General features: G+C 60.9%; 10 protein-coding genes. 7 read left to right on the forward strand and 3 right to left on the reverse strand.

Annotated elements, in window-relative coordinates; genetic code table 11:
- Positions 1 to 190: 190 nt before the first annotated feature.
- On the reverse strand, positions 191 to 1,465 hold the full coding sequence (locus B5G06_RS09415) for an S-layer homology domain-containing protein (RefSeq protein ID WP_158094688.1): 1,275 nt from the start codon (positions 1,463 to 1,465) through the stop codon (positions 191 to 193).
- A gap of 220 nt (positions 1,466 to 1,685) precedes the next feature.
- Between B5G06_RS09415 and B5G06_RS09420 the strand changes: the two genes are divergently transcribed.
- Positions 1,686 to 2,879, forward strand: coding sequence for an aminotransferase class I/II-fold pyridoxal phosphate-dependent enzyme (locus B5G06_RS09420; RefSeq protein WP_087188829.1), 1,194 nt, complete (start codon positions 1,686 to 1,688; stop codon positions 2,877 to 2,879).
- A gap of 54 nt (positions 2,880 to 2,933) precedes the next feature.
- Here the strand turns inward: B5G06_RS09420 and B5G06_RS09425 are convergent, their stop codons facing one another.
- On the reverse strand, positions 2,934 to 4,625 hold the full coding sequence (locus B5G06_RS09425; RefSeq protein ID WP_087188830.1) for a hypothetical protein: 1,692 nt from the start codon (positions 4,623 to 4,625) through the stop codon (positions 2,934 to 2,936).
- Positions 4,626 to 4,891: 266 nt separating this feature from the next.
- Between B5G06_RS09425 and B5G06_RS09430 the strand changes: the two genes are divergently transcribed.
- From B5G06_RS09430 to B5G06_RS09455, 6 genes are all read left to right on the forward strand, one after another.
- Positions 4,892 to 6,763 carry a BMP family ABC transporter substrate-binding protein gene (locus B5G06_RS09430; RefSeq protein WP_087188831.1) on the forward strand — a complete coding sequence of 624 codons (1,872 nt, stop codon included), beginning with the start codon at positions 4,892 to 4,894 and terminating at the stop codon, positions 6,761 to 6,763.
- The gene (locus B5G06_RS09435) at positions 6,760 to 7,350 is read left to right on the forward strand and encodes a metallophosphoesterase family protein (protein WP_087188832.1); all 591 of its coding nucleotides are present in this window, start codon (positions 6,760 to 6,762) and stop codon (positions 7,348 to 7,350) included. Before B5G06_RS09430 ends, B5G06_RS09435 begins: the two co-directional genes overlap by 4 nt.
- Before the next feature lie 293 nt (positions 7,351 to 7,643).
- Positions 7,644 to 9,662 (forward strand): efflux RND transporter periplasmic adaptor subunit, encoded by a 2,019-nt coding sequence (locus tag B5G06_RS09440; RefSeq protein ID WP_087188833.1) that lies wholly within the window; start codon positions 7,644 to 7,646, stop codon positions 9,660 to 9,662.
- Position 9,663: 1 nt separating this feature from the next.
- Positions 9,664 to 10,359, forward strand: coding sequence for an ABC transporter ATP-binding protein (locus B5G06_RS09445; protein ID WP_087188834.1), 696 nt, complete (start codon positions 9,664 to 9,666; stop codon positions 10,357 to 10,359).
- Entirely contained in the window at positions 10,356 to 11,564 is a 1,209-nt protein-coding gene (locus B5G06_RS09450) for an ABC transporter permease (protein WP_087188835.1), read from the forward strand. The genes B5G06_RS09445 and B5G06_RS09450 overlap by 4 nt, the downstream gene beginning before the upstream one ends.
- 12 nt (positions 11,565 to 11,576) lie before the next feature.
- Entirely contained in the window at positions 11,577 to 13,943 is a 2,367-nt protein-coding gene (locus tag B5G06_RS09455; protein ID WP_087188836.1) for an S-layer homology domain-containing protein, read from the forward strand.
- A gap of 53 nt (positions 13,944 to 13,996) precedes the next feature.
- Here B5G06_RS09455 and B5G06_RS09460 read toward each other — a convergent pair whose 3' ends face one another.
- On the reverse strand, positions 13,997 to 15,724 hold the full coding sequence (locus B5G06_RS09460) for a phospho-sugar mutase (RefSeq protein WP_087188837.1): 1,728 nt from the start codon (positions 15,722 to 15,724) through the stop codon (positions 13,997 to 13,999).
- Positions 15,725 to 15,798: the final 74 nt, after the last annotated feature.

Raw genomic sequence — 15,798 nt, forward strand, 5'->3', positions numbered from 1 at the left:
GGTCGGCAAACCACTTCTACCTTATCAGGGAGTTTTTTCTTTTTCTACTCTTCTCCTCGCTTTAAGCTATTTTTTACCCCCGGCTTAGCCGGGGGTTGTCTTTGGTACCACCAAAACAAGAAAGCAGCCCCCTGCGCCAGTTGGCGCAGGGGGCTGCTTTCTTTTGGGGGAAGGGAATAGGGAAGCGGGATCAGAAGTGCTCCTCCCGATGGGTCGTCTGGTTATAAACGATGGTTTCCTTCGTTCCGTCGGCATATTCCAGGTCAATGGTATCGATCCGGATGGCGTCGCAGGCGGGCACATAGCCCATCAGCTTGTAAACAAGGATGCTTCTTCCGGGAGAAACGGGTCCCACATAGCGCACAGAGGCGGTAGCCTTGTGGGTAATCTCGTCGTAGGCGGGATTGCCGATGGGGTCCAGGAAGGTCACATGGACGGTGTAGTAATTGATGGTCTTGCCGGAGTTGTTTTTCCCGTCAAAGGAGAGGGTGATGCCGTTGACGCTGTTGCGGGTGAAGTAGAAGCCTGTGGGTTTGCCGATGGGGGGAACCTTCTGCACGGTGACCACAGAGGTAGCGGTAAGAGAGCCGCACTTGGCGGTGATAGTGGCGGTGCCGGGGGTGACGCCGGTGACAGTACCGTCAGAGGCCACGGTGGCCACGTTGGTGTTGGAGGAGGACCAGGTCACAGGCAGGGTGGTATTGGCGGGGGCCACAGTGGCCTTCAGGGTCTGCTTGGCGCCGGCATCCACCACAAAGTTGGGGGCGCTGAGGGTGAGGGAGGTGGGCTTCACCACTGCCTTCAGGGTGAAGGACTTGCGCAGAGAGGGGTCCACCATGCTGGACAGAATGACGGCTACCTCACCCCGGGTGATCTGGTTGAAGGGGGCAAAGGTGCCGGTGGAATCGGTGCCGGAGAGGACGCCGGCCCGGTAGAGCAGGTAGACGGCGTCATGGTAGTTGGCGTCGCTGGGCACATCGGGAATACCGTTTTCCTCCACCGTGTTGATGGCGGTCAGCGCCTCGGGCGGAAGGGCATTTGTCAGGATCATGGCGAAGGAGGCGCGGCTGATGACGGCGGTGTAGTCAGGATAGGCCTGGCAGATGCCGTTTGTCAGGGCGTAATCCACATAGGTCTGATACCAGGGCTCGCTGGCAGTGAAGGTGTATCCATTGCCCTGATAGGTGGCGTGGAGACGGGCGGCGATGGCGACGGTCTCGCCAATGGTCAGCTTGCCGTTCACATTGAAGGTGGTGTCGCTGGAGCCCTGCATCAGGCCGTATTCATAGGCGGCCTGGACGGCAGAGGTGTACCAGGTAGAGGAGGCCACATCGGTGAACTGGCCAGGGGTATAGGTTTTGCTCTTGGTAAAGTTGGAGAGCCCGGCGGCTGCCAGTGCAGGTGTGAGGCACAAGGAGAGGGAAAGGGACAGGGTAAGCACGAGGGATAGCAAGCGTTTTCTCATCATAGGCACCTCCGTTAAGAATGGTTTTATACAATCCCATTCTAGGCCCATTAAGCGGGGAAAACAATCTGCCAGCTGCATAGTGTATCAGAAGCACTGGACCGGGGTGGAAACAGCGGGTCATCCTCAGAGACGCTGTCAGGATGGACCTTGCCTTTAAAAAGAATCGGTGTTATCCTGAAAGCACAGACAGGAAAAAGCTGTAACAGGGGGGAGCGGGATGTTTCATCTGGAGATCAATCCCTATGTGCGGGATTACGTTTCAAAGGACTATGCAGGCAGCCTGCCGGAGGGGGATATCAAGCTGGATTGCTCCCTGGGGGTCAACGCCGATCTGCTGGGCAACTGCATTTTCCAGCGCCTCCACGCCTTTGAGCAGCGGACGGAGGCCCACGGAGGCAACTTTGCCGAGATCAAATACTATCCCCACGGCGGCACCCTGAAGGAGGCTCTGGCCAACTGGTACCGGGGCAACGGGGTGGGGGAGGGGTGGCTCACTGCCGACAACATCACCCTGGGCAACGGTTCCTACGACATCCTGTGCAATCTGAATCTGCTGTGCCTCACCAGAGGCAAGAAAGTGCTGGGCCACGCCCCACAGTTCACAGCCTATGTGGACCATGTGAATTGCACCGGCTCGGTGTACGAGTGTTGCTATCTGGACCGCTCCGACGGCTACCGCTTCCATGTGGACGACTATCTGGCCAAGATGTCGGCGGAGTATGGATTGTTCATCGTGGAGAATCCCATCAACCCCACCGGCCTGCCGGTCAGTCTGGAGGACATCGCCCGCATCGCCCGGCGGGCGGAGGAGTGGGGAAAGCTGCTGGTGGTGGACGAGGCCTATGCCGAGTACCTGCCCTTTTCCGCCAGCGCCATCAACCTGATCCCCAGCCATCCCAACCTGATTGTGACCCGCAGCTTCTCCAAGGGGTGGGGTATGGCCGGGGTGCGGCTGGGCTACGGGGTCAGCTCCACCCAGAGCGGTCTGCTGCCTCAGCTGGAGAAGCTGGTGCTGCCCTTCAACAGCAACGGCATCGCCCGGGTGCTGGCCCAGACCGTGCTGGAGACCAAGTTCGAGCGGCCGGAGGACCCCTTTGGCATTCAGCCGGTGATTGTGAGCAAGAGGGAACTGCTGGCAGCTATAGAGAGGTACAACAAGCGGTATGGACGCAATCTCCGGGCGGCGGCCACCTGCGAGAGTACCCCCATCCTCATGCTCTATGTGGAGACAGAGGACCGCACCTTCCATTTGCAGCGCCACCTGATAGGGGAGGGGCTGCTCACTGTCAGCTGCGAGAGCTATGTGGGCCTGGACTGCCGGGCGGTGCGGCTGATGTTGCCCGAGCGGGAACAGATGCCCCTGCTGCTGGAGCTGTTGGAGAAGACTGTCCGGACGCTGCCGGAACGGTGACCAAAGAAAAAACGGACCGGGAACCTGAGTTCCCGGTCCGTTTTGTATGTTTTTTTAGGCTTCCTGCTGGAGCAGCCAGACAAAGCCGTAGGGATAGAGCTCCACATGGCCGATCTCGTCATAGTGGCCGCCGTAGATCAGCTCATCAAAGGCGCCGCCCTCGGGGGCACCGGCGGTGACGAAGTCGCCGCTGAAGTTAAACAGTGCCACCAGCTTGCGGCCCTCATACCAGCGGCCCAGACCCAGCACATGGGGATTGCCGGTGTCGAAGGTCCACACATTGGCCCGGACGTCAAAAGCGGGCTCTGCCCCGCGCAGCTGCTCCAGGCGGCGCAGACCCTGGAACTGCTTGCCCTGGCGGGTCTCCTGATTGTCACGCATGGCGGCCAGCTCCCACTGGAAGGGGCCGTGCTGGAGGTTGCGGGCGTCATCGGCCCGGGCGGCGTCCTCGTGGCAGCTGTAGTCGTTGAGCTGGCCCACCTCGTCGCCGCAGGTCAGCAGGGGCATACCGCTCTGGGTGAGCAGGAAGGCGTGGAGCAGCAGGTCGCAGGCCACGGCCTGCTCCAGCTTGACGCTGTCCTGCTCATAGTCGGCGGCTTCCACGCCGCACAGGGAGGCGGTGGTGCCGCACACCTTGCCCTCACGGCACAGCTCGCCCCGACTGTTGCTGCCGGGGAACTTGCCGGTGGCCCAGTCGTTGAGGTACTGGCGATGGGCATTCTCGTCGGTGCCGCAGTGCTCTTTCAGCCAGTTGTAGTCCAGGGCCCAGTCCAGACCGCTATCCCCGTGGAGCCGGTTGAGGAACAGACCGGCGGAGGACAGGGAACCCTCCACCTCGTGGCGGAGGAGGGACACGTCACCGGTGGCCAGGGTGTTCCACAGCAGGGCGCCGTTGTTCCGGCAGAGCAGATGGCACTCGGGCTTGTCCTCGCTGCCAAAGTAGGGGGCCTCGCCGTGGGCGGGGGCCTTGCCCATCAGCAGCACACCGGGGCACACCAGCTGGCAGATGAGGCGGGCCATCCGCAGCACGCTGTGGGGGAGGCGGGACAGGTCACCCAGGCGGATGGCGTCTGCACCCAGATCGGCCAGGCAGAGCAGCTGCTCGATCCAGGCGTGGAAGGAGGCGGCGTCCTGGGGAGCGTCGGCCTTCAGAGGCAGGGCCAGCAGGATCTCCTGGGCCCGGCAGGCGTCGGCCAGAGCGGCCAGCTCCTCCTGGCTGCCGTTACCGTTGAGGCGCAGGAAGTTGACGCCGCACTCCTTCAGGTAGGGCAGGCGGTCCGCCACCCCGGCCAGGGAACCGGCAAAGCCGGCGGCGTCCACGGCCATGGCCAGCAGATCCCGGCGGCAGTACCAGCCGGCGTCGGCGGTCCGGCGCTGGTCCTGAGCGCACAGCTCCTCCCGGCGGTTCTCCCAGCTCTGGCGCAGCAGAGTGGTCAGACGGTCCCAGGCGGCCAGGTCGCCGTGGAACTGCTCCCGGTACAGCCGGGCCAGCTCGTCCCCATACTGCTCCATGCGCAGGTCAAAGATGCTGGGCACGGGCTCGGCCGCCACAGGGGCGGCCTGGGGTACGGGAGCGGTAGCAGGCTCTGCGGGAGTCTTGGGAACCAACAGGGACTCGGGCATCACGATGGCGGGACGGCGGCCGGGAACCGCGGGGCGCTTGTAGTACAGGTCCTCTTCCTGAGCACGGGTCATGCGCCAGGTATGACAGGGAACAGTGCCCTTGTGAGTATTGCGTTCGTTCATGAGGAAAATCTCCTTTATGGTACGCACCGGCAGGGCCGGTGCGGATAGATTAGGGCGGATGGGTGAACGGCAGACCGCCCAGGGTCTGCCCAACAGGTAATACTATAGCACGGCTTGGGCCATTCTTCAACCGGAGCGCTCCTTTTTTGTATGTTATTACCACCAAAAACCAGAAGCCGGAAGGAGAAAGGGATTGTATTTTTGTTTCGGTCGTGGTAGTTTGTTGGGAGAGAAGAAAGAACCAACTGGAAAGGGGGACGGCGGATATGCCCGTATTGGAGGAATACCACAATGCGCTCCGCCTGGGACAAAAGGAGATCAAGGCGGCGGCAGCCCGGGGGGAGGAAACCGGCCTGCAGGTGCTGCCCGGCGATCCGGAGGAACTGGCCATGCGGCGGGAGAGCCTGGGCGTGGTGGAGGTGCCCAGCGAGCTCATCGTGGGTACCTGCAACAAGCTGCGGCGCAACAGCTTTTCCCCCGGCTTTTATCCCGCCCTGGAGGCTGACAGCGAGTTTGCAGGCAAGTGGGCGTCCCTCTGTCAGGCCCACCTGAATGAAGGAATCCGGGACCCCATCAAAGCGGTGGAATACCTCAACCGCTTCTATGTGGTGGAAGGCCACAAGCGGGTGAGCGTGCTGAAATACTTTGGGGCCATCACCATTCCGGCGGTGGTCACCCGGCTTTTACCCCGGCCTTCCGACGACCCGGAGGTGACCGCCTACTACGAGTTCCTCAACTTCTACCAGATGACAGGGCTGAATTTCCTGGTGTTCCGGCGGCCGGGAGAGTACCGGGAGCTGATGGAGGCCATGGGACGGCCCAGCCGGGAAGCGTGGAGCGCGGAGGAGATCCACGATTTCCGCTCCTTTTACTATATGTTCCGGGATGCCTGTCTGCGGGAGAATGCCGATCAGCAGTACATCTCCCTGGCTTTCCTGGTATATGTGAAGCTGTTTGGCTATCAGGCTTCCCAGGGCAAGCTGTCCACCCAGATTGCCCGGGAACTGCCCATGATCCGGCAGGAGGTACGCAACCGGCTGGAAAACGCCGGGGTGACCCTTATGCTGGAGGACACGGTGAAAAAGCCCCTGTTCCCCTTCCATCCCATCGGCGAGCGTTTGTGCGCCGCCTTCATCCACGCCGGCAGCAGCGATACCTCCCGCTGGGTCTATGAGCATGAGTGCGGCCGCTACCTGCTGGAGGATACCATGAATGACCAGCTCTATACCCTCTCCTATGAAAATGCCGTCACTGAGCAGGCGGCGGAGGCGGCCATCAACGATGCGGTGGCCAAGGGGGCGGACTTGATCTTTACTACCGATCCCTCTCTGCTGCTGCCCAGCGTGAAGCAGGCCGTGCGTCATCCGGAGGTGAAATTTTTCAACTGCTCCCTCAACAACTCCTATCCCTCGGTGCGGACCTACTATCCCCGGATGTATGAGGCCAAGTTTATCAAGGGCGCCATTGCCGGGACCCTGTCCCGCAGCGGATGGATCGGCTATGTGGCCGACTACCCCACCTTCGGCACCATTGCCAGCATCAACGCATTTGCCCAGGGGGCCAGAATGGTCAACGCCAATGCCCGGGTGCTGCTGTCCTGGAACAGCCTGAAGGAGGGCGGGGGCATTGACAGCCTCCGGGCCAAGGGCATCGTGTATATTGACTACCTGGACCGGCTGGCCGCTAACGCCGGGCCCCGGTCAAGGGAGCTGCACAATCTGGCCATGATCCACTGCGACTGGGGAAGATTTTATCAGAGCTTGGTGCGGCGGGTACTGGACGGCAGCTGGAAGAAGGAGAGCCGGGGCAGCAGCGCTATCAGCTACTGGTGGGGTCTGAACCAGAAAATCGTGGATGTGCTCTGTTCCCGCCGCCTGCCCGCCGGCACCCGGCGTCTGGCCGGCGTGCTGCGGGACGCCATCCGGGCCGAACGGCTGGACCCCTTCTACGGGGTGCTGATGAACCAGCAGGGCCATGTGGTGTACGGCGACGACGGACCCCTGCCCGCCCAGCAGATCCTGTCCATGAACTGGCTGTCCAGCTATGTGGAGGGGTCCATTCCCAAACCGGATGAGCTGACCGACCGGGCCAGGGCGTGGATGCGGGTTCAGGGCTTTGAGGAGGCTGGGCTGAAGTGAAGATTCTGGCTGTAGCCGACTACGAGTCCCCCGCCCTCTGGGACTATTTTACGCCGGATAAGCTGGAGGGGGTGGACCTGATCCTCTCCTGCGGGGACCTGAAATCCCATTACCTGTCCTTTTTGGCTACCTTTGCCCACTGCCCGGTGCTCTATGTCCATGGGAACCACGACGGGCACTATGAAAAGGACCCGCCTCTGGGCTGCACCTGTATCGACGGGCAGTACTATGAGTATCAGGGCCTGCGTATCGTAGGCCTGGGGGGCTCCATGCGCTATAAGAAGGGCCCCCATCAGTACACCGACCGGGAGATGAATCTGCGGGCCATACGGCTGTCCCCAAAGCTGTATTTTAAAAAGGGATTTGATATTCTGCTGACCCATGCGCCGGGCAAGGACATGGTGCCCTGCACCGACCTGGCCCATACCGGCTTCCGGGCCTTTAACCGGATGCTGGACAAGTATCAGCCCGCCCTCCATCTCCATGGACACACCCATCTGAATTACGGCCGGAGCATCCAGCGGGAACAGCGCTACGGCAAGACCAGAGTGATCAACGGGTATGAGCGCTATCTGATTGAACTTTAACCGAAAGCAGGCGGCGGAAGGATTACCTTCCGCCGCCTGCTTTTCTTCCAAGATGGAACCTTTTCAGACGGAAAACGTCTGTAAAAAGGAAACGTATACCAAAGAAAGGAGCGGCGGTTTTCGGCGGAGATTTCCTGCGGAAGGGCATACACTGGTGCTGGCGGATGTCCAACCTAAAGTCGACTGGGAAACTTAAGGATTTGTTAAGAATTTGTCATTGCTTTGTCATTGCTTACCTTACCCGGTATGCTAGAATGGCAGTGAACAAGGAAGTGCATAAGGAGGAGTTCAATATGACGGATCAACAGACGCCTGTGCTCGAGCGGCCCGCTCCGGGCCAAACGCCGCCGGCTGGGGCGCCTTCCGGCCCCAGAAAGAAAAAGCGCCGCAGTAAGGTCAAGCTGATCGTGGGCCTGCTCATTACCGCAGCGGTAATTGCCGGAATTGTCTTTGCTCTGTGGTACTTTGTATTCCGGGAGGATCAGACCGGACTGGGAGAAGCCATGACCGACACCGTTCAGCTGGGGTCCATCCAGGTGAAGGTGGAAGGCAGCGGCATGGCCAAGGCCAACAAATCGGCCACTGTTACACCGGGCACCGGTACCATCCTGGAACTCTATGTGAAGGAGGGTGACCAGGTCACCGAGGGCCAACCCCTCTACCGTATGGACGACACCGCGGCCCGGGAGGCCGTCAAGGCTGCCCAGGAGACGGTGGACGACTGCCAGAAGCAGCTCCAGGCGGTCTATGAAAAGATCGGGGAGCTGACCATCAAGGCCCCTCATGCCGGCAACCTGCGGGAGGTGGCCAACCTGAAGGCGGGAGATACGGTGAACGAGGGCGACACCATCGCCACCATCGTCAACGACACCAAGCTGCGCATCTCCCTCTATTACAGCTATGCCTATGAGGACAGCATCAAGGTGGGGCAGACCGCCCAGATCACCATCCCCTCCATCATGGGCAGCCGCACCGGTACGGTGGAGAAGATCAACAAGGTCCGCTTTGTCTCTCCCGAGGGTGCCACCCACTTTGAGGTGGTCTTTGTGCTGGACAATCCCGGCACCCTCACCGAGGGGATGGAGGCCTCCGCCTCCCTCACCGCCGCCGACGGCACCCCCATCTACCCCTATCAGAACGGCAAGCTGGAGTTCTATGAGACTACCGTGGTGAAGGCTAAGGCCTCCGGTCCGGTAGAGAGCTTCGGACTGCTGAATTATGCCGACGTGAAGGCGGGCCAGGTGCTGGTCCAGCTGGGAGCCAAGGACTCCGATCAGGAGATTAGCGCCAAGGAGGAGGCCCTGAAGGCCGCCCAGGAGAAGCTGAAGGAGGCCAATGACGAGCTGAGCAAGTATAACGGCGTGGCCCCCATCGCCGGTACAGTTCTGTCCTGCAGCCTCATGGAGGGTGAGGAGGTACAGAGCGGCCAGGGCATCAGCATTGCCGATACCTCCCAGATGACGGTGGAAATCAGCGTGGACGAGCGCAATGCCCAGTACGTCAAGGTGGGCATGATGGTGGATCTGGATCAGTACGGTACTCCCTATATGGGCGTGGTGCAGAGCGTTTCCCTCACCGCCTCCGGAGAAAACGGCGTGGCCTCCATCCCGGCGGTGGTTGCGGTGGACAACTTTGACGGCTCCATGATCCCCGGTACTTACGTCAGCTATTCCTTCGTGGCCAGCCAGTCGGACAACTGTCTCACCGTGCCTGTTGCCGCTGTGAAGTACGTCAGCTTCAACAATGTGACGCTGCCCGACAATATGGATGCTCCCCCTGCCGAGAACGGCGGAGAGGATGGTATGGACGGCGAAATGGACGGCGAGACCCTGCCCGATGACGGCAGCGTGATTGACGGTGAGATCCTGCCCGACGACGGCGGGACCGTTGACGGCGGAAATGTGATTATCGACGACGGCGGCATGATCATAGACGGCAATATGTCTGTCAGCGGCGGCGCGGTGGCAGTGCCGCAGCGGTATTCCAACAGCGGTGTCTCCGCCCGTAAGCTGGGCGTGGTCGTCATGCCCGGTCCGGGTATCTCCGCGGGCGGCGGCGCCAGTAGCGGTATGGGCGGCGGTTCCTCCGATGAGGAAACCGGCACCATCGTCTTTGTCAAGTCCAAGGAGGCCCCCGCCAATGCCATTCTGGAGCCCGATCCCGCCTGGGAGTGTCCCGAGGGCTTCTGGGCTGTGCCGGTGGAGATCGGCATCAACGATACCAGCCGGGCGGAGGTCAAGCGGGGCCTGAACGAAGGCGACAAGGTGTTTATCGGCTACGCCACCCAGAATGCCGACAGTTGGGGTGGCTGATATGCTGATCGATGTAAAAAACCTCTTCAAGATCTACCATGAAGGGGAGGAGAGCGAGGTCCGGGCCCTGGACGGGGTAAGCCTCACGGTGGATCGGGGAGAGTTCGTGGCCATCATCGGCCAGTCCGGCTCCGGCAAGTCCACCCTGATGAACATCCTGGGGTGTCTGGATATCCCCACCTATGGGGATTACCACCTGGACGGGGTGGACGTGACCGAGCTGACCGATAGGCAGTTGGCCCACATCCGCAACAAGCAGATCGGCTTTATTTTTCAGGGATTCAACCTGATTCCCGCCCTCAACGCCTGGGAGAACGTGGAACTCCCCCTGATCTATCAGGGGGTACCCGCCTCCAAGCGTTGGGACCGGGTGGAGGCCGCCCTGGAGCGGGTGGGGCTGGCCGACCGGGCGGAGCACAAGCCCACCGAGATGTCGGGTGGTCAGCAGCAGCGGGTGGCCATTGCACGGGCCATTGCCACCCAGCCTCCCATCATCATGGCCGACGAGCCCACCGGCGCCCTGGATTCCCGCACCGGCAAGCACGTGCTGGAGATTCTCCACGGGCTCCATGAGGAGGGCTCCACCATCATCCTCATCACCCACGACAACGGCATCGCCTCCACCGCCCAGCGGGTGGTGCGGATTTCCGACGGACACATCATTTATGACGGGGACAGAGAGGGGGCCTTCGCATGAATCTGACCCAGGCGTTCAAGATTGCGGTCAAATCCATTGCGGCCAAGAAGGCCCGCTCCGTCCTTACCATGCTGGGCGTCATCATCGGCCTGGCCGCCGTCATTATCCTGGTGTCCTATGCCCAGGGCCAGAACCAGCAGATGCGGGCGTTCTATGAGAGCCTGGGCACCAACATCATCAACATCCAGGCCAGCAGCTGGAACAGCGAGAAGGTATCCGATGAGCTGTACGACTACTGTATGGAGCTGGACGAGTATGTACTGGGCGTCACCCCGGTGGTGCAGATGTACAATCAGACCGTCATCAAGTACGGCGCCAAGACCCTGGATAACTACAATACCCCCTGGGAGGAATCTCCCCAGGTGGTGATGGGCAACCAGCAGTTTTCCCTGTGCAACAACTTTACATTGGCCAAGGGCAGAGACATTGCCTACCTGGATGTGAAGAACTACAACCAGGTGTGTGTGCTGGGTTCCAAGATGGCGGACGCCCTCTTTAACTACATGAATCCGGTGGGCCAGACCATCACCATCAACAACATCCCCTTTGAGGTCATTGGAGTCTATCAGGAAAAAGACCCCAACAACATGACCGGTATGGACCGCTATATCGTGCTGCCCTACTCCATGAACCGGGTGCTCAACGGCCAGACCAGCATGGATACCTTTGTGGCCAAAGCCAAGGACTCCGAGTCCACCACCCGGGCTATCACGCTGCTCAAGGGCTTCCTTCAGGGCCTTATCGACCCCAACAGCGGTTATTACAGCGTCACCACCCCCAACCAGATGCAGGAGGAGGGTAAGGAGCAGGATCAGATGCAGCAGCGCTTCCTGGGCGGTATCGCCGCCATTTCTCTGGCGGTAGGCGGTATCGGCATCATGAACATCATGCTGGTCACTGTCACCGAGCGTACCCGGGAGATCGGCATCCGCAAGGCCATCGGTGCTGAGCGCAAGAGCATCATCGCCCAGTTCCTCATTGAGGCCTGTATGATCTGCGGCATCGGCGGTATCTTTGGCATCATCGTGGGTTATATCGGCACGTTAATCGTGGGGAAAATATCCTTCCACACCATATTGATACCCAACGCCGGGATAACGGTGGGCGCTTTCTTTATCTCCGTTGCCCTGGGCGTGGCCTTTGGCCTCTATCCTGCCATCAAGGCCTCTGGTCTCCAGCCGGTGGAGGCCCTGCGGGCAGACTAAAGGAGTGAGATCATGAAAAAGAGAACTTGGCTTTCCGCCCTGCTGGCGGTGGCGCTGCTGGTAAGTATGTTGGTAGTGCCCTCCGCCTCTGCGGCCGGCAATTCGGCCTTTACAGACATCACTGATCCCGACCAGGCCAACGCCGCTGAGATGCTGCGTCTGCTGGGCGTGGTGAACGGTACCGGCGGCGGTGCCTTCCGGCCCCAGGGTACCCTGACCCGGGGTGAATTCTGCAAGATGACGGTGGAGATTATGGGCCGGGGCGACGAGGAGCCTGCCCAGCGCAGCCGTACCATCTTTACCGACGTCAGCTCCACCTACTGGGCCAGAGGTTATATCAATCTGGCCGCCTCCATCACGGTGGGCGGCTCCGCCGGCGGCGATGGAGAGAGCTCCACGGCGGGTACCCGCTTGATCATGGGCGTGGGAGACGGCTCTTTCCAGCCCGACCGGGTCATTACCTGCGGCGAGGCAGTCACCATCCTCATGCGGGTGCTGGGCTACGGCGACGGCGATGTGGCCGGCGGCCTCAACTGGTACGACGGCTATATGGGACTGGCCAGCTCCGCCGGACTGCTGGATAAACTGAACCTGACCGGAGCCTCCACCATCTCCCGCGGCCAGGCCGCCATTCTGTTCTACAATCTGCTCTTTGCCAAGACCAAGGGCAGCGACAGCCTCTACCTCACCGGCCTGGGCTGCAAGGTGGAGGACGGCGGTATCCTGCTGGATGTGAACGCCACCCTGGCCGGCTCCAACACTGCGGTCAAGACCACCACCGGAACCTACAAGACCGACCGGGCGGGGCTGGACGAGAACCTGGAAGGAATGCAGGGCGACGTGGTGCTGGACAAGAACGACAAGCTGCTGGCCTTCCAGCCCAAGGAGAACATCATCAGCCGGGCGGTCAACGTGGCTGAGTGGGCCTACAACGAAGCACGCCTCACCGGCGGCGAGACCCTGGAGCTGCCTCCCCAGACCACCGTCTATCAGGACGGTGAGAAGAAGGTGTATGAGGAGCTGTGGCAGGATCTGAAGCCGGGCACCCCCGCCACCTTCTACTACACGGCGGAGGGCAAGGTGGACTATCTGTTCCTCCGCTCCGCCTCCGCCTCCGACACCGCTATGGTGGCCCGGAACGTACCCTCCGGCAATCCCTTTACTGCCCTGACCAAGGGGGAGAGCAATTACCAGATCTACAAGAACGGGATGCCCGCCACCGTCAATGACATCCGTCAGTATGACGTGGCCACCTATGACAGCGGCGCTAAGGTCATGAACATCTCGGACCTGCGGCTCACCGGTATGTATGAGAACGTCTACCCCAATACCGATACTCCGGCCAAGATCTGGGTCATGGGAAAGGAACTGCCGGTGCTGCCCTGTGCGGTGGAGGATCTGCGCAACTTCAAGATTGGGGATACCCTGACTCTGCTGCTTACCAGCGACGGCAAGGTGGCCGGTGCGGTTACTACCGCTGCTGCCAAGGGCAACGCAGTGGGCTATGTGGAGAGCATTGCCGAGGATGGAACGGCTGTGGTACAGCTGCTGGACAGCGTTCTGGGCAAGGTGGAAGGCAAAACCTCCTACCGGGGGGACAGTGCAGAGAAGATGATGGGTGAACTGGTCACCGTCTCTTCTTATAAGCTGGGCCAGATCACCCTGACCCGCCTCACCGGCGGCTCCTCCAGCGGGGTCACCGGCAAGCTGGATGTGGCTGCCCGTACTCTGGGCGGCACACCCCTGGCTGACAACGTAGCGGTGTACGAGAAGGTGGGCAGCAGCAAGCTCCAGCCCGTTAAGTACAGCCAGATTACCGCCGTCAGCGTACCCGCCTCCAAGATCCTGTATGCCAGCAAGGACTATGCCGGCCGGTACAATGTGCTGGTACTGAACGACGTGACCGGCGATCTGTACACCTATGGCTTCATGAGCAAGGGTACCATGACTACCCCCTCCAGCATGGGAGAGATTGTGAACTCCACTGTAATTGTGACCACCTCGGACAAGAATGGAGAGACCAAGCTGGAACTGGTGGGCGGCGTGGAAGTACCCCGCAACGCGGTAGGCGGTGTGGTCGCCTCTCTGAATACCCTTCAGGATAAAAACAAAATTGCCGGTTATGTGTTCCTGAAGGAGCTGGACGGCGTACGCCGCAGCGCCTTTGACATGAAGGCCAAGACGGTGACCACCACCGACATGGTGCTGCCCATTTCGGACAACGTGGTGTGCTACAACAAGACAACCAAGCAGTGGTTTACGGCGGAGGACCCCATGGATGCCCTCAATCAGGCCCGGGCCTTCTCCGACAACATCACCATCTACTACGACCGCACGCCGGAGAACGGCGGCAAGGTCCGTATGGTAGTGGTGCAGTAACCATCAAAAAAGCCGCCCCCGCGTGAAGCGGGGGCGGCTTTTTGCATTTCAAATCAGCCCTTCAGGCGCTCGGCCCAGGCGGCATACTTGGCTACCTTCTCATCGGCCTCCGCCTTGGTGGCGCCGTTGGCAAGGATATACACCTTGACCTTGGGCTCGGTGCCGGAGGGACGGACAATGAGGCTGGTGCCGTCGGCCATCTCGTAGCGCAGCACGTTGGAGCCGGAGAGCTCCATGGTGCTCTTGCTGCCGTCGGCCACGCTGACCACGGAGCCGTCCTTGTAGTCCTTCTGCTGGGTCACCGCCACGCCGGCGATCTCCACCGGGGGGTGCTCCCGCAGACCGGCCATCAGGTCGGCCATCTTCTTCAGACCGTCCAGACCGGGCATCACCAGGTTCAGGGTCTTTTCGCCGTAGAAGCCGTACTTCTCATAGCACTTCTGGAGGGCGTCGTACAGGGTCATGCCCTGACCGGCGTACCAGGCGGCCATCTCGGTGAGGGCCAGAGCGGCGGTGACGGCGTCCTTGTCCCGGACGTAGTCGCCCAGCATATAGCCGTAGCTCTCCTCGTAGGCGAAGATCACCTTGCCCTCGCCGGCGTTCTCCAGCTTGTCCTTCTTCTCGGCCAGGAACTTGAAGCCGGTGAAGGTGTCGTAGCAGGCCAGGCCGTTGGTCTCGGCCACCTTGCGGGCCATCTCGGTGGTGACGATGGTCTTGAGGGCCACCGGCTTGTCCGGCATCTTGCCGGTGCGCTGCTTGGCGCCGATCAGGTAGTCCAGCAGGAGCACGCCGGTCTGGTTGCCGGAGATGGTGATGTACTCGCCCTGGTCGTTGCGCACCATGATGCCCACGCGGTCGGCGTCGGGGTCGGAGCCCAGGATGAAGTCGGCCCCTTCCTTCTTGGCCAGATCCACAGCCAGGTAGAAGCCCTCGGGATTCTCCGGGTTGGGGGAGACCACGGTGGGGAAGTTGCCGTCAATAACCATTTGCTCGGGGACACAGATGACGTGCTTCATGCCCAGACGCTTCAGAGCCTCGGGGATCAGCTTGTAGCCGGTGCCGTGGAAGGGGGTGTATACCATCTTAAAGGTGTCGGCTACCTTCTCCACAGCGGCCTTGTCGTTGACCTGGCCCATCACATTGGCCAGGAACTTTTCGTCGGTCTCCTCGCCCATGAGGGTGATGAGTCCGGCCTTTACTGCCTCGTCATAGTCCATGCGCTGGATGGAGTCGAACAGATCCAGCTCCTCCATCTTGGCGGCAATGGCGGAGGCGTGGTGGGGGGGCAGCTGAGCGCCGTCCTGCCAGTAGACCTTGTAGCCGTTGTACTCCTTGGGATTGTGGCTGGCGGTCACGTTGACGCCGGCGATGCAGTGGTACTCCCGCACGGCAAAGGACACCTCGGGGGTGGGACGCATGGCGTCAAACAGACGGACCTTGATGCCGTTGCCCGCCATGACACAGGCGGTCTCACGGGCGAACGTCTCGGAGTTGTTGCGGCAGTCGTAGCACACAGCCACGCCACGCTCCACCGCCTCGGGGCCCTCAGCCTTGATGACCTCGGCGAAAGCCTGGGTGGCGTGACGGATGACGTGGATATTCATCTGATGCAGGCCCACGCACATAGTGCCGCGCAGACCGGCGGTACCAAACTCCAGAGGAGCAAAAAAGCGGCTTTCGATCTCCTTCTCGTCGCCGGAGATGGAACGCAGTTCCTCCTTCTCCGCCTCGCTGAGAGCGGGACTGTTCAGCCACTTTTCATATACATCACGATAAGCCATGGGAATTACCTCCAATACCTCAATTTCAGCAAAAGCACATCTCTGCGCTTGTGATTATAGCACAAACTGACCGG

The organism is Flavonifractor sp. An52, assembly GCF_002159385.1.
Classification (GTDB): domain Bacteria; phylum Bacillota; class Clostridia; order Oscillospirales; family Oscillospiraceae; genus Flavonifractor; species Flavonifractor avicola.